This is a genomic window from Flavobacterium sp. HTF (assembly GCF_003105115.1).
In the GTDB taxonomy this organism is placed as follows: domain Bacteria; phylum Bacteroidota; class Bacteroidia; order Flavobacteriales; family Flavobacteriaceae; genus Flavobacterium.
The window spans coordinates 1-25,127 of the sequence record NZ_QETH01000034.1 but is presented as its reverse complement, the minus strand read 5'-3'; the positions used below and the strand labels follow the sequence as shown (position 1 = coordinate 25,127).

19 protein-coding genes are annotated in these 25,127 nt (G+C 34.3%); 17 read left to right on the top strand and 2 right to left on the bottom strand.

The window, feature by feature from the left end; genetic code table 11:
* The first annotated feature begins 7 nt into the window (after nt 1–7).
* The 3 genes from DCO46_RS12050 (at nt 8) to DCO46_RS12040 (ending at nt 3,979) form a co-directional block, all read left to right on the top strand.
* Nucleotides 8–679 carry a bifunctional 4-hydroxy-2-oxoglutarate aldolase/2-dehydro-3-deoxy-phosphogluconate aldolase gene (locus DCO46_RS12050; protein ID WP_116752781.1) on the top strand — a complete coding sequence of 224 codons (672 nt, stop codon included), beginning with the start codon at nt 8–10 and terminating at the stop codon, nt 677–679.
* Nucleotides 680–888: 209 nt separating this feature from the next.
* Nucleotides 889–2,331, top strand: a complete 1,443-nt coding sequence (locus DCO46_RS12045) for a tagaturonate reductase (RefSeq protein WP_116752780.1) — start codon at nt 889–891, stop codon at nt 2,329–2,331.
* Between the two features lie 25 nt (nt 2,332–2,356).
* On the top strand, nt 2,357–3,979 hold the full coding sequence (locus tag DCO46_RS12040; protein WP_116752797.1) for a UxaA family hydrolase: 1,623 nt from the start codon (nt 2,357–2,359) through the stop codon (nt 3,977–3,979).
* Between the two features lie 165 nt (nt 3,980–4,144).
* Here the strand turns inward: DCO46_RS12040 and DCO46_RS12035 are convergent, their stop codons facing one another.
* Nucleotides 4,145–5,173 (bottom strand): LacI family DNA-binding transcriptional regulator, encoded by a 1,029-nt coding sequence (locus tag DCO46_RS12035; protein WP_116752779.1) that lies wholly within the window; start codon nt 5,171–5,173, stop codon nt 4,145–4,147.
* Nucleotides 5,174–5,458: 285 nt separating this feature from the next.
* Here DCO46_RS12035 and DCO46_RS12030 point away from each other — a divergent pair, with 285 nt between their 5' ends.
* The 13 genes from DCO46_RS12030 (at nt 5,459) to DCO46_RS11970 (ending at nt 22,443) form a co-directional block, all read left to right on the top strand.
* On the top strand, nt 5,459–6,898 hold the full coding sequence (locus DCO46_RS12030) for a glycoside hydrolase family 28 protein (protein WP_116752778.1): 1,440 nt from the start codon (nt 5,459–5,461) through the stop codon (nt 6,896–6,898).
* Between the two features lie 36 nt (nt 6,899–6,934).
* Nucleotides 6,935–10,108, top strand: a complete 3,174-nt coding sequence (locus DCO46_RS12025; RefSeq protein WP_116752777.1) for a SusC/RagA family TonB-linked outer membrane protein — start codon at nt 6,935–6,937, stop codon at nt 10,106–10,108.
* A gap of 10 nt (nt 10,109–10,118) precedes the next feature.
* Entirely contained in the window at nt 10,119–11,804 is a 1,686-nt protein-coding gene (locus DCO46_RS12020; protein ID WP_116752776.1) for a RagB/SusD family nutrient uptake outer membrane protein, read from the top strand.
* Between the two features lie 175 nt (nt 11,805–11,979).
* A complete protein-coding gene (locus tag DCO46_RS12015; protein ID WP_116752775.1) occupies nt 11,980–12,942 on the top strand; it encodes a DUF4861 family protein in 963 nt (320 codons plus the stop codon).
* Between the two features lie 20 nt (nt 12,943–12,962).
* Nucleotides 12,963–14,171 (top strand): glycoside hydrolase family 105 protein, encoded by a 1,209-nt coding sequence (locus DCO46_RS12010; RefSeq protein ID WP_116752774.1) that lies wholly within the window; start codon nt 12,963–12,965, stop codon nt 14,169–14,171.
* A 23-nt stretch (nt 14,172–14,194) separates the two neighbouring features.
* Entirely contained in the window at nt 14,195–15,415 is a 1,221-nt protein-coding gene (locus DCO46_RS12005; RefSeq protein WP_243416300.1) for a glycoside hydrolase family 105 protein, read from the top strand.
* A 25-nt stretch (nt 15,416–15,440) separates the two neighbouring features.
* A complete protein-coding gene (locus tag DCO46_RS12000; RefSeq protein WP_116752772.1) occupies nt 15,441–17,039 on the top strand; it encodes a glycoside hydrolase 43 family protein in 1,599 nt (532 codons plus the stop codon).
* A 15-nt stretch (nt 17,040–17,054) separates the two neighbouring features.
* Complete coding sequence (locus DCO46_RS11995; RefSeq protein ID WP_243416299.1) at nt 17,055–18,101, top strand: pectinesterase family protein; 1,047 nt, start codon at nt 17,055–17,057, stop codon at nt 18,099–18,101.
* 219 nt (nt 18,102–18,320) lie between these two features.
* Nucleotides 18,321–19,670, top strand: coding sequence for a glycoside hydrolase family 28 protein (locus DCO46_RS11990; RefSeq protein WP_116752770.1), 1,350 nt, complete (start codon nt 18,321–18,323; stop codon nt 19,668–19,670).
* A 112-nt stretch (nt 19,671–19,782) separates the two neighbouring features.
* Entirely contained in the window at nt 19,783–20,526 is a 744-nt protein-coding gene (locus tag DCO46_RS11985; protein WP_116752769.1) for a rhamnogalacturonan acetylesterase, read from the top strand.
* Between the two features lie 477 nt (nt 20,527–21,003).
* The gene (locus DCO46_RS11980) at nt 21,004–21,267 is read left to right on the top strand and encodes a hypothetical protein (protein WP_116752768.1); all 264 of its coding nucleotides are present in this window, start codon (nt 21,004–21,006) and stop codon (nt 21,265–21,267) included.
* A 54-nt stretch (nt 21,268–21,321) separates the two neighbouring features.
* A complete protein-coding gene (locus DCO46_RS11975) occupies nt 21,322–21,771 on the top strand; it encodes a hypothetical protein (RefSeq protein WP_116752767.1) in 450 nt (149 codons plus the stop codon).
* Between the two features lie 495 nt (nt 21,772–22,266).
* Nucleotides 22,267–22,443 carry a histone H1 gene (locus DCO46_RS11970; protein ID WP_116752766.1) on the top strand — a complete coding sequence of 59 codons (177 nt, stop codon included), beginning with the start codon at nt 22,267–22,269 and terminating at the stop codon, nt 22,441–22,443.
* 81 nt (nt 22,444–22,524) lie between these two features.
* Here DCO46_RS11970 and DCO46_RS11965 read toward each other — a convergent pair whose 3' ends face one another.
* Nucleotides 22,525–23,565: a GntR family transcriptional regulator gene (locus tag DCO46_RS11965; RefSeq protein WP_116752765.1), complete on the bottom strand. Its 1,041-nt coding sequence runs from the start codon at nt 23,563–23,565 to the stop codon at nt 22,525–22,527.
* A gap of 377 nt (nt 23,566–23,942) precedes the next feature.
* Here DCO46_RS11965 and rhaT point away from each other — a divergent pair, with 377 nt between their 5' ends.
* Nucleotides 23,943–24,992, top strand: coding sequence for an L-rhamnose/proton symporter RhaT (rhaT, locus tag DCO46_RS11960; protein WP_116752764.1), 1,050 nt, complete (start codon nt 23,943–23,945; stop codon nt 24,990–24,992).
* Nucleotides 24,993–25,127 lie beyond the last annotated feature (135 nt).

Below are 25,127 nucleotides of genomic sequence, written 5' to 3'. Positions count from 1 at the left end.
AATAAAAATGGCAAAATATTCAAGAATTGAAGTGGCTTCACAAATGAAAGAAAACGGAATGGTTCCGCTGTTTTTTCATTCGGATATTGAATTAAGCAAAAAAGTACTAAAGGCCTGTTATGACGGTGGTGCCAGACTGATGGAGTTTACAAGCAGAGGTGATTTTGCTCATGAAGTTTTCGGAGCTTTAAACAAATATGCTTTGGCAGAATTGCCGGGAATGATTTTGGGTGTTGGTTCTGTTACAGATGCTGCTGCAGCTTCTTTGTACATGAGTTTAGGTGCTAATTTTATTGTAACACCTGTTTTTAGGGAAGATATTGCAATTGCCTGCAACCGCCGTAAAGTTCTATGGTCGCCGGGCTGCGGAACGCTTACAGAAATAGCCAGGGCAGAAGAATTAGGATGCGAAATCGTAAAATTATTTCCTGCTGATACCTACGGTCCGGAATTTATAAAAGCGATAAAAGGGCCATGTCCGTGGACAAACATAATGCCTACAGGAGGTGTTTATCCGACAGTCGAAAGTTTAAGTTCATGGCTGAATGCCGGTGCATTTTGTGTTGGTTTAGGATCACAATTAATTTCAAAAGATATACTTGATAACAATGATTTTGAAGGTTTAAAAACCAAAGTAAGTCACGTTCTTGAGATCATAAAAAATATTAAAAATAAATAAGGAATAATCATACCGATTTCTTATTTGACTTGCAGTTTTTTTTAAGTTTTAGAGATTGTAATTGAGCATTACGCTTGCAAAACAAATTTTGTCACTCCTCACAGCAAAATTTATTTACTCACTCAGGTGTAATGTTTCTTTTACAATTTAAAAAATACAAGTCAGGAGATGATTTAATGGTTGTTTTGTAATGCTTTAAAGGATTTATAATGGAAAAAATAAACAGATCAAATTCGGAGTTTTCAAATAAACTTCCAATAAAAATTGTACAATTTGGAGAAGGGAACTTTCTAAGAGCTTTCGTAGAGTATGCTTTTCAAAAATTAAATCAGGAAGCTGATTTTAATGCCGGGATTGCAGTTGTCCAGCCAATAGACAAAGGTTTGGTGAATATGATTAATGCTCAGGACGGTTTGTACACTTTGTTCATGAAAGGTGTAAAAAAAGGAAAAGAAATTCAGGAAAATGAATTGATTACCAATATTGTAAAAGCTGTTGATCCGTATGCTTCCTTTCAGGAATATCTGTCTTTGGCAAAAGAAGAAGAGCTGGCTTTTATTATTTCAAATACAACAGAAGCCGGTATTGAATATATCGCTTCAGATTTGCCTACAATGCAGCCTCCGGTATCTTTTCCTGCAAAATTAACCGTACTTTTGCATGAAAGATTTAAGCATTTCAAAGGTGCTCCTGCAAAAGGGCTAACGATTATTCCTTGTGAATTAATTAATTACAACTCAGATACTTTAAAAGAAATTATTTTAAAATATGCTACGGACTGGAAACTGGAACAAGAATTTATTTTCTGGCTTTTAAACAGTTGTTCTTTTCATAATACACTGGTTGACAGAATTGTTCCCGGTTATCCAAAAGACCAGATCGAAGAATACAACAGTCAGTTATCTTATAAAGACGATTTGATTGTAAGTGCCGAAAGTTTCTTTTTATGGGTTATTGAAGGTGATGATACATTAAAAGAAAAACTTCCGTTTGAGAAAACAGATTTAGATGTAAAAATTGTAGAAGACATGCAGCCTTATCGTACTCGTAAGGTTAGAATCCTGAATGGTGCGCATACCGCTATGGTGCCAATTTCGTTGCTTTACGGAAACGAAACGGTTAAGGAAACAGTTGATAATTCATTTACAGGAGAGTTCGTAAACAAAGCTGTTTTTGAGGAGATCAACGAAACACTGAATATGGATAAAGCAGAACTGGCAAGTTTTTCTGAAGAAATTCTGGATCGTTTTAGAAATCCATTTATCAAACATTTATTATCTTCAATTGCTTTAAATTCGATTTCTAAATTCAAAGTACGTGTTTTACCAAGTTTGACAGAATATGTTGCCATTCATAAAAAATTACCTGTACATTTAACTTTCGCATTTGCGTGTTTAATTCGCTTTTATAAAGGAACATGGAAAGGGGAAAGTTTACCGATAAATGATAGTGAAGATATTGTTGCTTTTTTTGATGAAGTTTGGAAATCAAATGATTATAATAAAGTGGCTGAATTGACTTTGCAAAATAAAAGTTTCTGGGACGAAGATTTGACTTTAGTTCCTTCATTAAAAGAATCTATTGCACTGGCATTAAAAGAAATTGATGAAAATGGTGTAGAACAAGGTTTTGCCAATTTTAAAAATAAATAATTCAAGAACCCCCGCATACGAAGTTATGGAAACGCAAAAAAAATTAATAAAAGTTAATCCTACTGATAATGTAGCAGTAGCGTTAGTAAATCTGTCAGCCGGAGAAGTGATTAACTTTGAAGGAGAAGATATTACAATTGAGTCTGATGTAAAAATGAAGCACAAAATTGCCCTGGTTCCTTTTAATGTAGGAGACAGGATTATTATGTACGGCGTTTTAGTCGGAAAATCAAGCGCCAGAATTGAAAAAGGTGGTTTGCTTTCTACTCAAAATGTAAAACATGAAAGTGATAAAGTAACCGGAAAGACGGAAACAATTGGTTGGATTCAGCCAAATGTTGACAAATGGAAAGACAGAACTTTTCAGGGCTATCACAGAGAAGACGGTCAGGTTGGTACTGAAAATGTATGGTTGTTTTTTCCATTGGTTTTTTGTGAAAACAGAAACATCGAAATCCTAAAAGATATTTTCGAGAAGGAATTAATGAAGCCTAAAGAAAATGACTATCAATTATTGTTGCGTTCTTTAGTAAAGACAGAAACAGGAGGAGCTGGTAATGAAGCAGCTTCTAATGATGCTAATTTATTCAATAATATAGAAGTAAAATTTATAACGCACCAGGGAGGCTGCGGTGGAATTCGTCAGGATTCTCACAGCTTAGCCAAATTGTTGGCTGGTTATGTAAATAATCCAAACGTTGCCGGAGCTACTGTTTTGAGTTTGGGATGTCAAAATCTTCAGATTCAGATTTTTAAAGATGCACTGGATGCTATTAATCCGAACAGTAAAAAACCTGTTTTGATTTATGATCAACAGTCTATCGGAACTATTGAAACCATGCTGAGCAGTGTTGTAAAAGATACCTTTGAAGCAATAAAAAAAGCAAACGATATAAAAAGAGAACCAGCACCATTATCTAAACTAAGAATTGGTCTGGAATGTGGTGGTTCTGATGGATTCTCCGGAATTTCTGCAAACCCAACGCTGGGCGTAACTTCAGATTTACTGGCTGCTCTGGGAGGAACAACTATTCTTTCTGAGTTTCCGGAATTATGTGGAGTAGAACAGGAATTAGTAAATCGTTGTGTTGAGGATGAAAGCGGAAAACGTTTCTTAGACTTAATGCAATGGTATGAAAAAACGGTTGTTGATGCTGGTTCAGGATTTGATATGAATCCTTCTCCGGGAAATATCAAAGACGGTTTGATTACCGATGCAATGAAATCTGCCGGAGCTGCTAAAAAAGGAGGAACGTCACCAATAACTGGTGTTTTTGATTACGGTGAATATATAACTACACCAGGATTAACTTTGCTTTGTACGCCGGGAAATGATGTTGAGTGTACAACTGCAATGGTAGGCTCGGGTGCTAATATGGTATTGTTTACAACAGGTTTGGGTACTCCTACAGGAAATCCAATTGCACCGGTTGTGAAGATTTCATCGAATACTGAACTGGCTAAAAAGATGTCTGATATTATCGACATTGACACTGGCGGAATTATTACAGGTGAAAAATCTATTGACGAAATGGCTGATGAAATGTTGGAATTCATCATTGATGTTGCCAGCGGTACAATAAAAACAAAAGCGGCAATATTAAATCAAAATGATTTTATTCCATGGAAAAGAGGAGTTTCTTTATAAAATCTTAACCATATAAGTTATGTAAGTTCATTATTAGATTGAATTTATAAATTACAAAAAAATAACCCTATAGATCAAAAGAATGATTTATAGGGTTTTATAATTTATACAATCAAGTATGAGTCTAATTTAAATGAACTTACATAACTTATATGGTTAAAAAAATTATTGGGAGATTCGTGTTGACGATTTACGAATGTGTAATTCCGGAGCAAGAACCACCTTTTTTTCAATTTTGATAGTATCGGTTTTGTCAACCTGTTCTAAGAAAACACGTGCCGACATTTTTCCCATTTCAAGTGGTGACTGATCAACAGAAGTGATCGATAATTCCATGAACTTTGTAAATGGTTCGTTACTGAAACCCGCCACACAAAACTCTTGGGGGATACTGATGTTTTTGTCTTTTAATTCCTGAATAGCTCCTAAGGCAGCAAAATCACTCGAAGAGAAGATAGCATCAGGAGGAGTTTCCAGTTGAAGTAATCGATTGACTGCTTCTTTTCCGGCCTCAACACTACTTTTAGTACGAATAACATATTCTTCTTTAAATGTTATTCCGTTATCTAACAAAGCTTGTTTGTAACCCAAAAACCTATTTTTGAAAATTTCAAGAGACTGATCTCCTGAGAAATGAGCAATGGCCCTGCAACCTTCATTTATCAAATGTTTTGTGGTGATGTAGCCTCCTTTAAAATCATTAATTGTAACCGAACTCACACCATCGATATGTTTGCTTCTGTCAAAAAATATAAGGGGTACATTTTTTTCCAAAACATAATGAAAAGCACTGGTATTTTCGTTTGTTACATCTGTAACAGACATCAAAATGCCATCAACCTGAGCATCAATTAAGGTATAAAGGTTTTCGTTTTCCCGTTTAGGATCTTCATGGGTCTGGCAGATAATAACCTGGTAACCATGAGGGTGTAATTCTTCTTCAATGCCTCTGATGACTGAAGCAAAAAAGTTGCTGTCAATTCTCGGAACAATAACTCCTATATTATTACTACGACCACTTTTTAATGCCAGCGCAAGTTTATTCTGCTTGTAATTCATGGAAGCCGCTGTCTTGATAACTAACTCACGGGTGCTCTCTTTTATTTTTGGATTGTTGTTTAACGCTCTTGAAACTGTAGCAGCAGTGATATTCAATTTCTTGGCAATATCATAAATGGTTATTTTTTCGCTCATTCAAAAAGTATTGAAATTAATTACTGGACAAAAGTACATCTTTTTTATATAATTCATATAAATTGTTATCGATTACCACAATTGAAATATAAAACGTTTTCGATATTACAATGATAATAATTTATATGTTTTTTTACATTAAGTGTAAATATAATTCATAATAAAAATTAAATATATAAATTATTTCTAAATAAATTTGGCTCAGTCAAAGTATTTTTTTACTTTCGTGTAATCGATTACATGAAAGCTTACATTTATTGCGTTAAACTGAAAAATACTTTATAAATGATTACAAATAAGTCAATAGCGGTATCATTATTTTCCATTTTTGGTTTAATAGCGCTATTGTTTTGGTCGTGCGGAAGACAGGTTTCCGACATTTCTGAATCGAATCCATGGAAAAACATGGAATTAATTGTAAAAAACATTCCTCAGACGCATTTCTCAGACAAGACTTATAATATAAAAGATTTTGGTGCTGTTGCTGATGGTAAAACCTCTAATACACCGGCTTTTGAAAAAGCAATAAAAGAATGTGCTAAAAATGGCGGGGGCAAAGTAGTTGTTCCAAACGGAAAATACCTAACCGGACCTATTCATTTGGAAAGCAATGTGAATCTTCATTTAGAAGACGATGCAGAAATTCTTTTTAGCACAGACTCCAAAGAATATCCTTTGGTGCATACTTCCTGGGAAGGGACAGAATTAATGAATTATTCTCCTCTTATTTATGCAAAAAATAAAACAAATGTTGCTATTACAGGAAAAGGAACCCTAAATGGCCAGGCTGATAATGGTAACTGGTGGGTTTGGTCAGGAGGCAAAAATTACGGATGGAAAAAAGGAATTCCGTCACAGAACGATCCTGAGAACCGTGAAGTATTAATAGATATGGCCGAGAAAGGTATTCCGGTTGCACAAAGAGTTTTTGGCGAAGGCCGCTATTTGCGCCCAGGTTTTGTTGAATTTTTTGAATGTAATACGGTTTTAATAAAAGACATTAAAATTATAAATGCTCCTTTTTGGATTTTACATCCAATAAAATCAAACAATATGATTATTGACGGAGTAACAATCAATAGCCACGGACCAAACAATGATGGATGTGATCCCGAATACTCTCAGAATATCATTATCAGGAACTGCACTTTTAATACAGGGGATGATTGTATTGCAATCAAATCAGGAAGAGATGCAGACGGAAGAAGAGTAGGGATTCCGAGTAAAAATATCATTGTTCAGAATTGCAAAATGATAGACGGTCATGGAGGAGTTGTGATTGGAAGTGAGATTTCTGCAGGCGTAAATAATGTATTTGTAGAAAATTGCGTGATGGACAGTCCAAACCTTGATCGTGCCATCCGTATCAAAACCAACTCCAAAAGAGGCGGTGTTATTGAAGATGTCTATGTAAGAAATCTTGAAGTGGGCACTGTAAAAGAATGTGTTTTAAAATTAAATATGTTCTACAATGTTTACGGTTCGCAAACGGGAAATTTTATACCCACAATCAGAAATATAAACTTAGAAAATGTAACTGTCAAAAACGGTGGAAAATACAGCGTTTGGGCAGAGGGATATAAGGAATCGCCAGTTGAAAACATTACACTTAAAAATGTGAAGATTCAAAAAGTAGATTCTCTCTATTTATTGAAAAACGTAAAAAATATAAACTTTATAAATACCTATATCAATGAGAAAAAAGTAGAATCAGTTAAAAATTAAAGAAACTATCATTAACCAAACCACATTAAACAAACTATGAACATTAAAAAATTATCGAAGAAAAAAATAAAATACAATCTTGTATTTTTATTTTTCCTGAATTTCCTGTTGATTAATACAATGAACGCTCAGTCGAGTGTAATTGAAGGGAAAATTACAGATGCTGCGGGATTGTCACTTCCGGGAGTAAACATCCAGGAAAAAGGAACAAAAAACGGAACTTCAACAGATTTTGAAGGAAGTTTTAAAATAAACGTTACTAATAGCAAGGCAATCCTTGTAATTAGCTATTTAGGTTTTCAGACACAAGAAGTTAGTGTTGCCGGAAAATCTAAAGTAAATGTAAGTCTGTCAGAACAATCTAATACACTAACAGAAGTTGTTGTCGTTGGGTATGGAACTGCTAAAAAGACAGATCTTACAGGAGCAATCAACACTCTGTCTGCTGCCAAAATCACAGAAAGAAATGTTACCAATCCGATGGAAGCTATTCAGGGAGGAATTGCCGGGGTTCAGGTAACTTCTAATTCCGGCCGAATAGGTGATGGATTTAATGTCGTTATCAGGGGAGCAAATTCTATTAACAAAGATGGTTCAAAACCATTGTTTGTTGTAGATGGTGTACCTACAGATAATATAGACTTTCTGAATCCACAGGATATCGCCCGAATGGACGTATTAAAAGACGCATCTTCTGCAGCAATCTACGGTTCAAGAGGAGGAAGCGGGGTTATCATCGTTACTACTAAAAGTGGTACGAATGCTAAATCAGGTATAACGGTAACTTTTGACAGTTCTTATGGAAACAAACAAGCGGTAAGATTACCGAAATTGATGAGTCCTGAGAAATGGTGGTATTACCATCAGTCGGCATTTTTAGCCACTACAATTTCGGCTGCAAATCCAACATACAATGATATTAATGAAAATGAATTGGAAGCTGCTGTTGGTCAGGCAGGAAGTAATCCTGTTTTATTTCAAAGAGTAGCCAACAATCAAAGTTATAACTGGCAAGATCATATACTCAAAGGGGGAATGATGCAAAACAATTATCTAAACGTTTCCGGACGCTCTGAAAACGGATTGTCTTATAACATTGGTTTAGGTAAGCAAAAAGAGACTGGGGTAATTGACAATGAAGGTATTGAGAAATACAACTTTAAAGCGGGCCTTAATCATAAAATAAATAATAAAATTTCATTTGGAGTAAATCTTACTATATCTAAAACAGAAGAACAATTAGGAAGTCCAAATGCAATGCAGGAAGCCTTTAGACAAAATCCATTTACTTCTCCATGGGCAATTGATGCCGACGGAAACGAAATCGTAGGTACCTATGCGCAACAACCGGGTACTTTAAAATATCCAAACGGAACTTCGGCCATAAATAAAACAGGTTCTTATAATCCGTTTTTGGAAATTGCCAATACACAAGATGATATTAGCAGATGGACTACCATTGGTAACATATTTGCAGAATATAAAGTTAATAGCTGGTTATCATTTAAATCTACTTTCTCTGCCGGAAAAATGGATGCAAGAGAAGGAAGATCATCTGGTGCTCAGACAGATTTTGGACTTAAAAACAAAGGGTTGCCATCCGGAGACGTAACAAATGTTCAAAACTTTAATTACACCTGGGACAATCAGTTCAACATCAATTATACATTAAAAGATGCTCACGTATTTAGCTTTTTAGGACTTCAGAGTTTCTATTCAAATACTAATGAAACGTATTTTGCATCATCTAGAGAAAATCCTTTTGAAACAGGTTATTATAATCTTGGATCAGGAGTACAATCGACTTATTCATTAACTCCAACAGGAAATATTGCTTTAATTCCTTCAGGTGTATATACTCCGTATTATAAAAATACACTGGAATCATATGCAGCCCGTTTTAATTATGCCTACAAAGGACGTTATTTATTAACGGCTTCCGTAAGATATGACGGATCTTCAGTTTTGGCTGAAGGTAATAAATGGACGGGTTTCCCTTCTGTTGCTTTGGGTTGGAACCTGCATGAAGAATCATTCATGAAAAATCTTTCTTTTATTACTAATTTTAAATTAAGAGGAAGTGTTGGTTATACAGGAAATGACAATGTATCTCCGTATTCAAGTTTAAGCCTTTTAAAAGTGCCGACTTATTATGACTTTAATGGTACAGTTGCTAATGGTTTTACAACATCTAGTCTAGGAAATACAGAATTGGGCTGGGAGAAAACAAGAGAGGTAAACTTAGGTTTAGATTTCGGATTTGCAGGAAACAGAATTTCGGGTAGTGTGGACGTTTACGACAGATTATCTAAAGATTTATTGTTTCAGCAGGCATTGCCATTCGAAATGGGGGTTCCTACCATTACTTCAAACGTAGGTTCTGTAAGTAATAAAGGGATTGAGATTGCTTTGGTAACCAAAAACATTCAGACCAGAAATGTGACATGGGAAACCAGTTTTACATTTACCAAAAATGTTAATAAATTAGAATCTATTTATGGTCAGGATAAAGTAGATGATGTTGGTAATAATTTATTTATAGGAGAAAATATCCATTCTTATTACAATTTTGTTTTTGATGGCGTATGGCAGCCGGAAGATGCTGCTCTGGCAGCTTCCTATGGACAAAAACCGGGAGAAGCAAGAGTAAAGGATTTAAATGATGACGGAAAAATTGATGCTAATAATGACAGGGCTATTTTAGGAAACTATGATCCTAAATGGTCAGGAAGTTTTTCTACTACATTAAAAGTAAAACAATTTGACTTATCAATGTCTTTGATCACCAATCAGGGAATGACAGTATTCAGTAGTTTCCACGATAATTTTGCTGATGTAACAGACAGGGGACGTCAGAAATTTGACCTGGGAGACTGGTATGTTCCTGCCAACGGAGCTGGTATTCCGGCTCAATACTCAAATACAAATCCATTGCCTCGTGGTGCAGGAGTTTACTACGATACAAATAATGTGGCTTTCTATAAAGATGCATCATTTGTAAAAGTTCAAAACATAGCATTAGGCTATAGTCTTAACGATGATTTATTAAATAAATTGAAACTTAAAAGCATGCGTTTTTATGTTAATGTGTTAAATCCGTTTGTGTTTACTGATTATGAAGGGTACGATCCGGAGTGGGCAACTGCTGGTTTGGGAACAAACCGTGTGTCTACAATGACCGTTCAGATGGGAGTAAGTTTAAAATTTTAATTTAAAGAAAATGAAAAAGATAGCAATATTTATAGCAATACTGGCAGCGACACTAAGTTCTTGTTCAGACTTTATCGAAGAAGATAACCGTGCCTTTGGTTCAGCAGAACAATATTTCCTTACCGGGGCAGGTTTTGAATCATTAGTAAATACAAATTACGCGGCACTAAAAGATATATATGGAGGAGATCCGTGGTTGTTTGAAGCAGGTACAGATATGTATTCTGAAGGTAGAAACCAGGAACCGGAAGGATTAAGTAAATACCTGACCCTGTCCTCATCTTCTCAGGGAGTTGATCAATTGTACAGAACATGTTATACTGCGATTCAACAGGCAAATAAAGGGATCTATTATTCCGGAATAACCGAGAAAACAAGTACATTAGATACAAGAGTAGGAGAATTAAAATTTTTAAGAGCAAATGCCTATTTCCTTTTGGTTCAGACCTATGGCGGCGTTCCGGTTGTATTAGAAAATTATAATACGGCAGTTACTTCCTTCAGCAGAAATACAGCAGAAGAAGTTTACACGCAAATTCTGAAAGATCTGAACGAAGCACTTCCGGCAGTAAGTACTGCAGCTTACACAGGAAGAGTTAACAAAAGAGCCGTACAAAATTTACTCGCAAAAGTATATTTGACAAAAGGATACGAAACTTTCGGAACCTCTGCAGATTTTACAACGGCAGCTGCTTTGGCAGATGAGGTAATTAATGGTCAGGCACTAAATGTATCATTTGATAATGTGGTAAAACCAGGAAATGAAATGAATGCAGAAACTATATTTTCAGTTCAGTTCTCAGGACCTTCTAATGCAGCAGGTACAACTGCTTTGGGAAATTCACAAAACTATTGGTTTGGCCCTTATTTAGGACCATCTGCAGCCGGAAATCCTTACCCGAACAGAAGTTATACATTATGTCCTACTGTTTATGCTTTATCTTTATATGAAAAAGGAGATAAACGTTGGGAAGGGACTTTTATGACTCAAATCTATAGTAGATATTATGATTACTTTACCGTAGCCGATAAAACTGCGTTGAAAATCACCCATTTTTATGAGCCAAAATGGTTTACGCCGACAGATAGAGCTAACTGGGAAATAGATAATGCTTCAAGAAAAGCAGCAGGTTTTGTATACCACGCCTGGGGAACTTATTCTTCATCTGCGCCTTCGGGAGGTGATTATAACCTGATTCCTGTTCGTAAATTTGATGATCCTACGGCTCCGTACAGCGGTGCAACAAGCGCAAATTACAATACAACACCTGTTACAGCTGCAACCAACAGAAGCAGCACACGCGATTTTATAATTTCAAGATTAGGTGAAACATACCTCGTTGCTGCCGAAGCTTATTTTAAAGCCGGTGTACCGTCAACAGCATTAGCACGTCTTAACGAAGTAAGAAGAAGAGCAGGAGGAGGAGTTGCAGGAGTAATCCCTGTACTGACTACAATTGATATCAATACAATATTAGACGAAAGAGGCAGAGAACTATTAGGAGAATACCACCGTTGGTTCGACTTAAAGCGTACAGGAACACTGGTTGAAAGAACCGTTTTATATAACCCTAAAATTACAAATGCAAATGTTTTTAACGGACAAAACGGAAACCTTAAAATTTTAAGACCAATTCCTCAATCGGCACTGGATTTAAACAGAAATGATGATTTCCCACAAAATCCGGCCTATTAAAAAGCGTTTTTTAGTTAGTAAATAATTTTTGAAGCAGTTAAAAAGGAGTTCGGCCTGTTACCGGACTCCTTTCTTAACTAAAAGCATAAGGTGAAAAATGCAGAAAGTACTGTTGATTTTAATGGTAATTCCATACAATTTTTAAGACACAATTTTTTAAATAATATATAATACAATGAAAACAAAAATCACCACGGCAATTCTACTTTTGGCAGGAATAACAATGAATGCTCAGAATTATGATATAAAAAAGAATAAAACCTATGCCGAAATATCCGCAAAAACAGATGGAAAATGGGAAGGCAGGAAATATATTGGCGGAACTGTTTTTAAAAATGTTGACAGATTAAAACTCGCGCCCGAACATACAGATCATTCGTTTGATATACGTTATGAAGGACCGGGCTGGGAAAATAACAGGATTGGATATCGTTTGTATCTTGACTGGAGAAATGCAATTGACATTTACGGAAAAAAAACTACAGAGAATATTTTGCCTAAAGTGGGACAGGATAATTTTGACTCTTATCACGAAATGAGCGATTGGGGAGCAGATATCTTAAAAGCCGGAAAAGGAATCGGAATTGGTTCTATTGACCGCTATTTAAACAATGAAAAATTACACTTTCGCGAAGTAGATTCAACCATCGCATATGTTTATAATAAAACCAATGAGTCGGTTGTAAAAATTGATTATTACGGATGGAAAACAGCTTCTGATAAAATTAATTTCCAGTCGGAACTGACTATAAAACCGGATCAGCTTTATACGCAGCATACTTTTAAAGCTTCAAAAGCAATTCAGGGAATTTGTACCGGAATCGTAAAACAGAAAAATACAGAATTACTTAAAAAAGAAAGCAAAAATAAAAAATGGGCATATTTGGCCACTTACGGCCAGCAATCGCTTGTTCCGGACAAATTAGGAATGGCTATTTTTTATGAAGTTAAGACCATAGAAAACATTGCTGATACAGATCTGGATTATTTATTGATATTTAAACCGACAGCAAAGCCAACTTCATTTTATCTTTTAGGAGCGTGGGAACAAGAAGTGAACGGAATTAAAACACAGGAAGAATTTGTAAAATACTTGGACCAGCAATTAGAAGTATTAAACAAAAAGGGTAAATTGTAATACATGAAAAAGTGAAAAGTATGCAAAAACCATTTTTTATAAATTTTATTATCGTCTTACTATTCTTTTTTGTTAGTAAAACAAAGGCACAAAATCAGGAAGATTCGCAAAAAGATATTATTTCTTATGATCTAAAATGGTCAGAAAGAACAGCACTTTCTATTTTAAATAAATATCCAAAAGCATGGCAGCTTGATGGAAATGAAAAGCCAAAATGGGATTATAAAATGGGTTTTGTATTATCTGGTTTTGAAAAATTATACCAGAAAACAAACGATAAAAAATATCTTAATTATATCAAAGAATATGTTGACGGAATGATCGACAGCACCGGAAACATCAAAAAGTATGATATCAAAGAATACAATATAGATTACCTGAATCCGGGGAAACTGCTTTTTAATTTGTATGATGAAACCAAAGATGAACGCTATCTAAGACTTATTGGCCAGCTAAGAAATCAGCTCGAAAGCCAGCCAAGAACACCAGGCGGCGGGTTTTGGCACAAACAGATTTATCCGAATCAAATGTGGATTGATGGTTTGTATATGGCAGAACCTTTTTATACACAATTTACAGTGAAATATGAAAAAGGAAAAAGTTTAGATGATATTGCAAAACAATTTGAACTCGTTCAAAATCATCTTCTGGATAAAACAACAGGTTTAGTTTATCAGGCCTGGGATGAAAATAAGGAAATTGCCTGGGCAAATAAACAAACCGGGACTTCACCAACAATCTGGGGCCGTGGAATTGGTTGGTATATGGTAGCCTTAGTAGAAACGTTGGATTATTTTCCAAAATCACACCCGAAATATAAAGTTCTGACAGGATATCTGAACCAGATTTCTAAAAATGTAAATCAGTACAAAAGCCCGGAAGGGTTATGGTATCAGGTTGCAGATAAGCCCGATATGGTTGCCAACTATGTAGAACCATCGGCTTCGGGAATGATTATTTATGCCTTTGCAAAAGGTGCCAATAAAGGATATCTGGATTCCGGCTACAAAAGAATAGCCCAAAAATCATTTGACAGTTTTGTAAAGCAATTTATAAAAGTGGATAAAAAAGGCGAAATCAATATTCTGAACGTTTCATCCAATATTGGTTTGGGAGGAAAACCGTTTCGCGACGGAACCAATGATTATTATCTTACCGCAAAAACAAAAGATAACGGAGCAATAGGTTTTGGCGCATTTTTATTAAGCGCAATTGAATTAAAAGAATAACAGAATTTATAAAATATTTTAAAATGAAAAAAAGTAGAAACAAGAGCCTGATGTCGGTTTTATTGGTTTGTGTGATGGCCCTTACAAGCTGTAAAGTAACCTCTCAGGAACAGACAACTAAGGATATAGTCATTTCGAAAAATTCAAAATGGTCTGATAAAATGGCTCTGACTTTGATGAAACGCCATCCGGAAAGTTATATGCTTGACGATTCTAAAAAACCGAAATGGGATTATGTTCATGCCTTGGTACTGCATTCAATTGAAGAATTATATAAAAAAAATCCCGACCCGAGATATAAAGCTTATGTAAGAAGTTATGTAGATGAATTAGTTCAGGCAGACGGAACGATCAAAACCTATGAATTTGATAAATTCAATATTGATCTGGTTGTACCGGGAAGACTTCTTTTTGATATCTATGAAACATCAAAAGAAGATAAATATTTAAAAGCATTGCAGCAGATTCGTAAGCAACTTGCAGAACAGCCAAGAACAGCCAGCGGTGGATTCTGGCACAAACAAATCTACCCAAATCAGATGTGGTTAGATGGTTTGTATATGGGAGAACCCTTTTATGCACAATACACGGTTACATTTGAAAACGGAAAAAGCCTTGATGACATTGCAAAGCAATTTGAGTTGATTCAGCTTCACGCAACAGATCCTAAAACAGGATTATTATATCATGGATGGGATGAAAGCAAAGAAATGCCTTGGGCCAATAAAGAAACAGGAAATTCTCCAAATTTCTGGTCAAGAGCATTAGGCTGGTATGTAATGGCTTTGGTTGATGTACTGGATTATTTTCCAAAAGAACACCCAAAACACAAAGAACTGGTTAGCTATTTAAATAATGCTTCTGCAGCTTTGGCAAAATATCAGGATAAATCCGGTTTATGGTATCAGGTTACAGACAAAGGCGGCCAAAAAGGAAATTATCTTGAAGCATCAGGATCATCAATGTTTGCTTATGCTTTTGCAAAAGGAGCCAATAAAGGATATTTACCTTCTAAATATAAAAAAATAGCCAATAAAGCTTTTGACGGACTGACTAAAGTTTTAATCAAAAAAGTAGATGAAGATGGCGGAATTACCTTAACAAACTGTTGTCAGGTTGCCGGTTTGGGAGGAAATCCATATCGCGATGGTTCGTATGAATACTATGTAAACGAAAGAAAAAAAGACAACGATCCTAAAGCAACCGGTCCTTTTATTTTGGCTGCCATAGAGTTGAACAGATAAAATAAGGCTCGATATAAGTTTTAAAATGAAAAATATAAAAATCATTCTTTTTTTATTATCCGTTTTTTCAGTCCAAAACAATTATGCCCAGGCCTGGATTTCAGATAATGGAGACGGAACATACACCAATCCCATCATCCATGCTGATTATTCAGATCCGGATGTTGTGCGTGTGGGAGATGATTTTTATATGACAGCCTCGTCTTTTAACTGCATTCCCGGCTTGCCGATTTTGCATTCTAAAGATTTGGTAAACTGGAAAATTGTGGGGCATGCACTTGCCAAACAGCCTCCATTCGAAACGTATAACAACGTACAACACGGAAACGGAGTCTGGGCACCCGGCATTACTTTTCACAACAATGAATTTTATATTTATTATCCCGATCCCGATTTTGGCATTTATATGATAAAAGCCAAAAAACCAGAAGGCCCCTGGTCTGAGCCTGTTTTGGTAAAAGCAGGTCTGGGACTTATAGATCCAGGCCCTTTGTGGGATGACGATGGAAAAGTATATCTCGTTCACGCTTTTGCAGGAAGCCGCGCCCAAATAAAAAGCTTATTAGTTATCTGCACAATGAATGCCGAAGGAACAATAGCCAATAACGATGAGGTCATGATTATTGACGGACATGAAAGCGAGGGAACTATTGAAGGACCGAAGTTTTATAAACGAAACAATTACTATTACATTTTTGCCCCTGCCGGAGGAGTTTCTACCGGATGGCAAACAGTGTTACGATCAAAAAACGTTTGGGGACCGTATGAAAAGAAAAAAGTTTTAGAACAGGGATCAACAACCATAAACGGTCCGCATCAGGGAGCCTGGGTTCAGACGCAGACAGGAGAGGATTGGTTTATACATTTTCAGGACAAAGGGGCTTACGGGAGGATTTTGCATCTTCAGCCAATGAAATGGGAAAATGACTGGCCGGTAATGGGGCAGGATTTTGATAAAAACGGAATTGGCGAGCCTGTTACCACTTTCAGAAAACCAAATGTCGGAAAGAAATATCCAATAGAAGTTCCGGCAGAATCAGATGAATTTAACGAACCTAGATTAGGATTGCAATGGCAATGGCAGGCAAACTCACAGATCAACTGGGGTTTTCCGACAAGTTCAGGATATTTTAATTTATTTTGTATTAATAGTATAAAGGATAGTAAGAGAATTTTTGAAGCACCAAATTTGTTGCTGCAAAAATTTCCTGCCGAAGAATTTACGGCAACTGCAAAACTGACATTTAATTCCCGTTTGAATGGTGAATCGACCGGACTTTTAGTAATGGGATTAGATTACAGCTATTTGTGTTTTAAGAATGATAACGGCAAATTATATTTAAACCAGAAAACAGGAACTTTTGCCAAAACAATTTCAGAAACAGAAACAAAACCTGTTTTAGTAGAAAGCAACACCATATATCTCAGGATAAAAGTAAAAAAAGGAGCAGTATGCAGTTTTTTTTACAGTCTGGATGATAAAAAATATCAGGCAGTTGGAACTGATTTTACAGCCAGGGAAGGAAAATGGATTGGTGCTAAACTTGGTCTTTTTGCATTAAGTGAAAAAATTACAAATGACTCCGGAAATGTTGCAGTGGATTGGTTTAGAATAACTAAATAAATTAAAATGATTCAGTTGAAAAAAATTACAATATTATTTTTATTAATTGGAAGTGTTGGAATAAACGCTCAGTTCCAATTGGAGAAAATAAAAAGGACTAATGAGCCAAAAGAAGCTGTTAAAAACGAAGTCAAAGTTTCCCAAATTGAAACTCCAGTTAAAAAAAAAGATAACATTTTTACGGTAGCACAGGATGGCTCCGGCGATTTTACCAAGATTCAGGATGCCATAAATGCCAGCCCTTCTTTTCCATATGAAAAAGTTACGATTTTTATCAAAAACGGAACCTATGCAGAAAAAGTAAGAATCCCGGAATGGAACACACATTTGGCATTTGTTGGAGAAAGCAGGGAAAATACGATTATTGCTTTTGATGATAATTTTTCGAAAATAAATTTAGGGAGAAATAGTACTTTTTATACCTATACAGTTTTGGTAGAAGGAGATGATTTTTCGATGTCTAATTTAACCATAAAAAATACCTCAGGTGATAAAGGGCAGGCAATTGCCTTATCAATTGTCGCCAACCGTGTACAGGTTTCAAATTGTATTATTTCAGGAAATCAGGACACTTTGTATTTATCAGGAAAAGAAGTCAAGCAGTATTTTAAAGATTGCTATATTGAAGGCACAACCGATTTTATTTTTGGCGGGGCAACAGCATTATTTGAAAATTGCATTATTCACAGTCTCAAAAACTCCTATATAACAGCTGCTTCCACTCCAAAGGAAACAGCCTTTGGTTTTGTTTTTAAAAATTGCAAACTGACAGCAGAAACTTCTGCAACAGCAGTTTATTTGGGAAGACCATGGAGGATTTATGCCAAAACAGTATACATAAATTGCGATATGGGAAAACATATAAAACCGGAGGGCTGGGAAAACTGGTCTAAACCGGAAGCAGAGAAAAATGCTTTTTATGCCGAATATAATTGCAAAGGAGAAGGATTTCAGCCGGCAAAAAGAGTTTCATGGTCACATCAGCTTTCAAAAAAAGAAGCAGAAAAATACACCATTCAAAATATTCTGAAAGATTCAATATCAAATTGGTATTCGAAATAATATTATGATTATTTATTAAAATGAGAAAATCAATAATTTTATTTTATTGAAAATCACTTAAATAAATTGCTTTATAAATCATTTTATTAAAAAATAATATTAGGTCAGTAATTAAAGTAAAATAACGTCTTAAATATGCTTAAATTAAGTTTTAAGGTTTTTTGGCTGCTAAAAATGCTAAATGAGTCTGATTTGTAACAACACCCATAATTTATAATTATGAATTTTAGATATCTTATTTTTTTATTTATTTCTTTTATTTCATTTGGTCAGAATTCTGATTTTCCAAAAGCAAAAGCAGATTCAGTTGTCAGCCGGATTAAGCTTCCCGTTATTCCTTCCTATCAGGTAAATATTGCCAGGTTGGGTGCAAAAGGAGATTCTCTGTTTAATAACAAATCTGTTTTTGATAAAGCGATGGCACTCTGCAAAAAGAACAATGGCGGAACTATTATTGTCCCAAAAGGAATTTATAAAGTAAACGGCCCCATTCATTTTGTAAGTAATGTCAACCTTAAAATAGAAAAAGACGCAAAAATTAAATTTAGCGACAATCCAAAAGATTATTTGCCAATGGTCCTGACAAGCTGGGAAGGAACAATGCTTTATAATTATAGTCCGCTAATTTACGCAAATGACTGTTCGAATATTGCCATAACAGGAGAAGGAACAATTGATGGCGAAGGAGGTAAAACATGGAAAACCTTTAAAGCAAAAGAAAATGAAGGCAAAAACCGCAGCCGGGAAATGAATCATAATAATGTTCCTCTGGGGGAAAGAAAATTTGGAGAAGGTTATTTTTTGCGTCCCCAGATGATTCAGTTTTTAAATTGTAAAAATATATTAGTAGAAAATGTCCGTATTGAGAATTCCCCGTTCTGGTGTTTACATTTGCTAAAATCACAAAGTATTACGATACGCGGAATAAGTTATAAATCATTAAATTACAATAACGACGGCATTGATCCTGAATATGCAAAAGATGTTTTGATTGAAAATATCAATTTTAATAACGGAGACGATAATGTAGCCATAAAAGCAGGCAGAGATCATGAAGGAAGAGCAAATGCAGCAACTCCCAGTGAAAATATTGTGATTCGGAAGTGTAATTTTAAGGGACTTCACGGAGTTGTTTTAGGAAGCGAAATGTCGGCCGGAATTCAGAATGTGTATGTTGAAAACTGCAGGACAGCCGGATATTTAAAAAGAGGAATTTACATCAAAACCAATGCAGACCGCGGAGGTTTCATCAAAAATATTTTTGTCAATAATATACAATTAGATGAGGTAGAAGACTGTTTGTATATTACAGCCAATTATCACGGAGAAGGAAGTGGTTTTCAATCGGATATATCAAATATACATTTTTCGAATATTTCCTGTAATAAAGCAACAGAATCCGGAATTGTCATTCAGGGATTTCCCGATAAAAAAATCAGGAATATATCTTTAAATAACATAGAAATAAAATCGGCCAAAAATGCCATATCAAACGAAAATGCCGAAAATGTCCTCATGAATGAAGTTTTTATAGGAAAGAAAGCAACAGTTCCGTCAGCGGCAAAATGATTTTTTAAAGCTGTTAAGATTCAAAGTTGAATTTTAAAACTTATGGACTCTGCAGGCAAAAACAGACATTAAAAACGAAATCTTAGTAAAACTTATTTACTTTAAAATCAAAATGAAAAAAATCCTACTGTTCATCTGCTTCATCTCCCTGAATTGTACTGCTCAAAAAACGACAGTATATTGTATAGGTGACTCAACAATGGCCAATAAAAAAGATCCGGACAAAAATCCGGAGCATGGCTGGGCACAGGTTTTACAGCCATTTTTTAAAGATAATATAGTTATTGAAAATAAAGCTGTAAATGGCAGAAGCACAAAAAGTTTTATCAATGAAAACCGTTGGGATTCCATCTGTAAAAAACTAAAAAAAGGAGATTACGTTTTAATCGAATTTGGGCACAATGACGAAAAAATTGAAGACCCGGACCGCTACACAAACCCGCATACCAGTTACAGGTATAACCTCATTCGTTTTATAAAAGACACGCGTGATAAAGGTGCTTTTCCAATAGTGCTCACTTCTATTGCAAGAAGAAATTTTAATGAAAAAGGCGTTTTAGTGCCTACACATGGAGATTATCCTTTAGAGGCAAGATTAGTTGCAAAGGAATATAAAGTACCTTTTATTGATTTAGAATATCATACAGAATTACTCGAACAGTCTTATGGACCGGAAAATTCAAAACAGCTTCATTTGCATTTTAAAGCAGGAGAAAATTCATATTATAAAGAAGATAAAAAAGATGATACCCATCTTTCTTTAAAAGGCGCAACAGAAATTGCCCAAATTGTAATCAATCAGATTAAACTTTTAGAAGATCCTTCACTTCATCAGCTTCAGAAGGGAATTAAATAATTCGTATTTAAATAGCTATTCAATAAAGAAAGATAATATGTTTTGTTAATTAATTGATATTCAGTAAATTTGTTCTTTGAATTTATTCATTATAAAATATTTTTGGATTATATACCGGTTTACACAATAAGCTATTTTTCCTAAAAATATAGCAACTCGATATTTTTTATCAGCACTCACTTTAAGTAATTAAAATTCAGAAAAAATCTTATGGTACACAGTTTTAATCTGTTGCTGTTTTGTCTTTTATTTATTTGCCGTTACTACTATTCTAATCACTATTTTGAATTACTATAATTGAATTACAGAACTTTTGATCAGGTTATTATTATTTCAATTGCTTTTGCAAATCTTGTTATAAAAATACCGGCTCAAATCTGTAATATTTTATAAATACGTTCCCTTAACAGAAATCTCTGTTTCCTTATTCTGCCCCAAAAATTAGTGTTTTACTATTCAAAATATAAAGCATTAACGATGAAAAGAATTTTACTGTTTTTATTTTTCATGTGTTATCTCCGATGCCTTAGTCAACAGGAATCACAATACACACAGGGCGCCTTTGCGCATAAATGGAGTCAGATAGAAAAAGCAATCTTAACAAAAGACTTTTTCTTTTTATATGTTAAAGATGCAGATCAGCACATCATTTCGATTTCGAATAAAAATACCAACGGAAGAAATATGGGAGAATTGCTAACTTTTGTTGAAAGTAATGTAACTGAAATCACGAAAATTTAAGGGCTAAGATTTCAATCTTAATCCTGATTTTGAAGTTAATAACTGAATGTAATTATGGGAAAGAAAAATATTTTAATCTGCGATAATAAAAGAGTATTTGTAAAAATGTTCAAAAAAAAGTTTAGTCAGGAATTTGAATTTACGGATGCTTTTTTAAAAGAGGAGGAGAGTAGGACCAAATGCTTTGATCGTTTGATATTTGTTGTATATGATAAATTTGAACTGATTGAATTTTTAAAACTATATAAAAAAGGAACAAATATATTAGTTTGCGTTTTTAATAAGCAGCTGTATAATGGATTGTCTTTTTTAGAAGAGTTTAATGATTTGTTTTTACTGGATGGCTCAAAAACGAGAAAAGAAATTATAAAAGATTTGCGGGCCAATTTTAAAAATCCTTTAAACTTTAAACAACAGTTTACCGAATTACTGTTTGCTTCTCATTCATTAGAAAATCAATCTTATATTTCTTTAAAAAGTAAAATTATGTCCTCAATAGCATAATCAGACCTGTGTTGTTTTTAGATAAAAGCCAGAATATAAATAGTATATTCTGGCTTTTTTGTATCTATGGTAATGGCTAAAAATCAAGATAAAAACTTTAAAAATTCTATCATTCAGCAATTATATCATTAATAGAGTTCACCAGCTGCATGCTATAATTGAGGCTGGCATCAAAATCATTAAAAATTTAGTAGTCCATAATTTTGAGTGGTAAAAAAACAAAAGGAATTATAAAACGATAAACAAAAATGAAAGATTAATAGGGCTTTTATTCGTCCAGATAGCCCGTGTAACTATTTTAAATGAAAATAAAATAAAAAAATAAAATAAATTTTAACCTTATCTTTTTTGTAATGTTTTGATTATAAGGTAAAAAGAAGACTGATTAAATTATTATTAACTGAATACGCAAAAACAGTTACAATTTTAACATTAAAGATGCGTTATCTATCAAGCAAACTTTTATTTTTGCGCCTTAATTTAACAAGTATAAGCATGAAAGATCTATTAGTAAAAATCAACGCCGAAATCGAAACATTCAAAACAGAAGCTGAATCTCTAACAGAGAAAGGTATTAAAGCTGCTGGAGCAAGAGCACGTAAATCAACGTTAGAACTTGAAAAACTTTTAAAAGAGTTTAGAAAAGTTTCTATTGAAGAATCTAAAAAATAGTATTTTTTACCTAAGAAAGTACAACCTCGTTTAGAATTATAAACGAGGTTTTTTTATGCAAAAAAAAATGGAGAGCTTTCCCTAAATCGAGTTTCGGTCAATAAAATTGAAAGGAACTTTTACCTGTCCTTTTTCTTTATTAAGAATCATTCGGGCAGCGGTTTCTCCCATAACATTAAAATCGGTAGACATAACCGTAATACCCAAAAGCTCTTTAAGAGGTGTATCATTATAAGAGATTACGCCAATATCTTTTCCCAGTACAAATTCTTTATCGCGAATTTGTTTTACAAGATTAACAAGATCAGATTCCTCAATTGTAATAAACAAATCTCCTTTTTTAAGAATCATGTCATCATAAATCTCACTCAGGATTTCAAAATTGATTTCATGCTCCACACAAAATTTTCTGAACCCGTGCAGAATTCTTCTCGGATATGGGTAAACCGCTTTATCAGGATAGATTAAAATGAGTTTGTTGTATTTGGTTATTTTAGCCAGACCTTCTTTCAATGCATTGTAAATGTCATTTTCAAAGTCCTGATAAATTTTAATGACTTCACTTCCCATTCCAAGCTTAATATTATCCAGAATAACCAATTTATCCTGAGGAATTTTACGAATTGCATTTACAACTTCATCCGTAAAACTCAAATGCTTTAATTCATCAGTTTTAAAATGCGTGGTAATAACATAATAATCATATGCCCCCTCAAATTTGTCCAGTAAATTTAAAAACAGCGTTTCATCACAATGATAAATATGCAGGTCTGTATGAGCATTTGCGCCAAGTGTATTGATAAATGAACTGTAGGTTTTCATTTTATAGGCACTCAGCTTGTTCGTAAGAAACAAAATGTTAACCTTAGATTCCAGTTTTGTACGGGTGATATAATATCCCTTTCCTCTGATCGAAGAAATTATTTTTCGCTCTTTTAGAATATTATAAGCTTTTTCAACAGTATCCCTTGACATATAAAACTCTTCGCTAAAACTATTTATTGAAGGTATTTTTTGATTTATCTTAAGATTTCCGTTGGCGATATTCTGCAGGATTGAGTCTACAATTTGTTTGTATTTTGGAACCCTTGAATCTTCATCTATTTTAATAAGTTTAATCATTGTGTAGGTCTTGTAAATTATGTTTCCTTATTAATAAAGACATAATTTGAAATTATTTTTTAATCTTATCCGGTAGAACATTTGCAATTGTTAATTTTCTTACAATAAAGACAGAAGAAAATAAGGCTTGCTTTATGTTTTTTGGAAATCTCTTAATTTTCACAGAATTGAGGATATGACAATTACGAAATCGATTGCTAAAATAGAAATTTTAAATTTATTTCTCTACAATATTTCGACTCTTCTTTGTAATTATCTTTGGATTTTAACAATAAAAGCATAATCTTAAAGGATAGTACAGGATAGTTATGTTTTTTGCATTATCTTATTTTACAAAACCAGATTAACTATCAAATAACCACAAACCAAATTTATACATGGAATCATTACTCGGAATTATTTTTCACTCCATTGGAGGTTTTTCTTCAGGGAGTTTTTATATGCCTTTTAAAAAAGTAAAAAACTGGGCCTGGGAAAGCTATTGGCTTATCGGCGGTTTTTTCTCCTGGCTTATAGTTCCGCCAATTGCAGCTTATTTAACGATTCCGCATTTTGCTGACATTATCGCAGCAGCTTCTCCTTCTATAAAAGCATTTACTTTTTCAATGGGATTAGTCTGGGGGATTGGTGGTTTAACTTACGGATTAGGAGTTCGTTATCTGGGAATGTCTTTAGGGAACTCTATTATACTTGGTTTCTGTTCAGCTTTTGGAGCTTTAGTTCCTTCTGTTTATTATGATTTATATCCTACAGCAGGTAAGGTTTCGTTTAGCCATATGCTTTCTAATACCGGCGGTCAGGTGGTTTTATTTGGAGTTTTAATCTGTCTGATTGGAATTGCGGTTTCCGGAAAAGCCGGAATTATGAAAGAAAAGGATTTTGCGGTAGGTCATGAAGATAAAGACAAAGATTTCAGTTTAGTAAAAGGACTTATAATCGCTGTTATTTCCGGTATTTTAAGTTCATTTTTTAATTACGGAATTGAAGCCGGAAAACCAATGGCAGAACAAGCCGTTATCAATGGCTGTAATCCTTTGTTTCAGAATAATGTAACATACATCGTGTTGCTTTGGGGGGGATTGACAACCAACTTTATCTGGTGTATGTATCTTAATTTTAAAAATAAAACTTTTGGTGACTATACAAGTTCAAAAGCGCCAATTGCAAAAAATACGTTTTTCTCTGCGCTTGCCGGAACTTTATGGTTTTTACAGTTTTTCTTTTATGGAATGGGTGAAAGTAAATTAGGGAATGGAGCAAGTTCATGGATTCTGCACATGGCAACAATTATCCTGACAGCTAATTTCTGGGGATTCTATTTAAAAGAATGGTCGGGTGTTTCTAAGAAAACGTTCAACACATTTCTTTTTGGAATAGGGCTCATCATGCTTTCCATTGTTTTGGTAGGAATCGGAAATTCATTATAAATACAGCAACTAACCAACATATAACCAATGTCTAAAATAACCAATATGAATTTTAAGCACGTAAGCTATTTATGGGATGAGTCCAGGGCCGCTGCCTTGGCAGGAGATGAAGTAGCGCTTTTTATTTATCGTTCC

Bases quoted from the DNA above. Each gene is read 5' to 3' on its own strand.
- DCO46_RS12050 (WP_116752781.1), top strand. From the start codon at position 8: ATGGCAAAATATTCAAGAATTGAAGTGGCTTCACAAATGAAAGAAAAC.
- DCO46_RS12045 (WP_116752780.1), top strand. From the start codon at position 889: ATGGAAAAAATAAACAGATCAAATTCGGAGTTTTCAAATAAACTTCCA.
- DCO46_RS12040 (WP_116752797.1), top strand. From the start codon at position 2,357: ATGGAAACGCAAAAAAAATTAATAAAAGTTAATCCTACTGATAATGTA.
- DCO46_RS12035 (WP_116752779.1), bottom strand. From the start codon at position 5,173: ATGAGCGAAAAAATAACCATTTATGATATTGCCAAGAAATTGAATATC.
- DCO46_RS12030 (WP_116752778.1), top strand. From the start codon at position 5,459: ATGATTACAAATAAGTCAATAGCGGTATCATTATTTTCCATTTTTGGT.
- DCO46_RS12025 (WP_116752777.1), top strand. From the start codon at position 6,935: ATGAACATTAAAAAATTATCGAAGAAAAAAATAAAATACAATCTTGTA.
- DCO46_RS12020 (WP_116752776.1), top strand. From the start codon at position 10,119: ATGAAAAAGATAGCAATATTTATAGCAATACTGGCAGCGACACTAAGT.
- DCO46_RS12015 (WP_116752775.1), top strand. From the start codon at position 11,980: ATGAAAACAAAAATCACCACGGCAATTCTACTTTTGGCAGGAATAACA.
- DCO46_RS12010 (WP_116752774.1), top strand. From the start codon at position 12,963: ATGCAAAAACCATTTTTTATAAATTTTATTATCGTCTTACTATTCTTT.
- DCO46_RS12005 (WP_243416300.1), top strand. From the start codon at position 14,195: ATGAAAAAAAGTAGAAACAAGAGCCTGATGTCGGTTTTATTGGTTTGT.
- DCO46_RS12000 (WP_116752772.1), top strand. From the start codon at position 15,441: ATGAAAAATATAAAAATCATTCTTTTTTTATTATCCGTTTTTTCAGTC.
- DCO46_RS11990 (WP_116752770.1), top strand. From the start codon at position 18,321: ATGAATTTTAGATATCTTATTTTTTTATTTATTTCTTTTATTTCATTT.
- DCO46_RS11985 (WP_116752769.1), top strand. From the start codon at position 19,783: ATGAAAAAAATCCTACTGTTCATCTGCTTCATCTCCCTGAATTGTACT.
- DCO46_RS11980 (WP_116752768.1), top strand. From the start codon at position 21,004: ATGAAAAGAATTTTACTGTTTTTATTTTTCATGTGTTATCTCCGATGC.
- DCO46_RS11975 (WP_116752767.1), top strand. From the start codon at position 21,322: ATGGGAAAGAAAAATATTTTAATCTGCGATAATAAAAGAGTATTTGTA.
- DCO46_RS11970 (WP_116752766.1), top strand. From the start codon at position 22,267: ATGAAAGATCTATTAGTAAAAATCAACGCCGAAATCGAAACATTCAAA.
- DCO46_RS11965 (WP_116752765.1), bottom strand. From the start codon at position 23,565: ATGATTAAACTTATTAAAATAGATGAAGATTCAAGGGTTCCAAAATAC.
- rhaT (WP_116752764.1), top strand. From the start codon at position 23,943: ATGGAATCATTACTCGGAATTATTTTTCACTCCATTGGAGGTTTTTCT.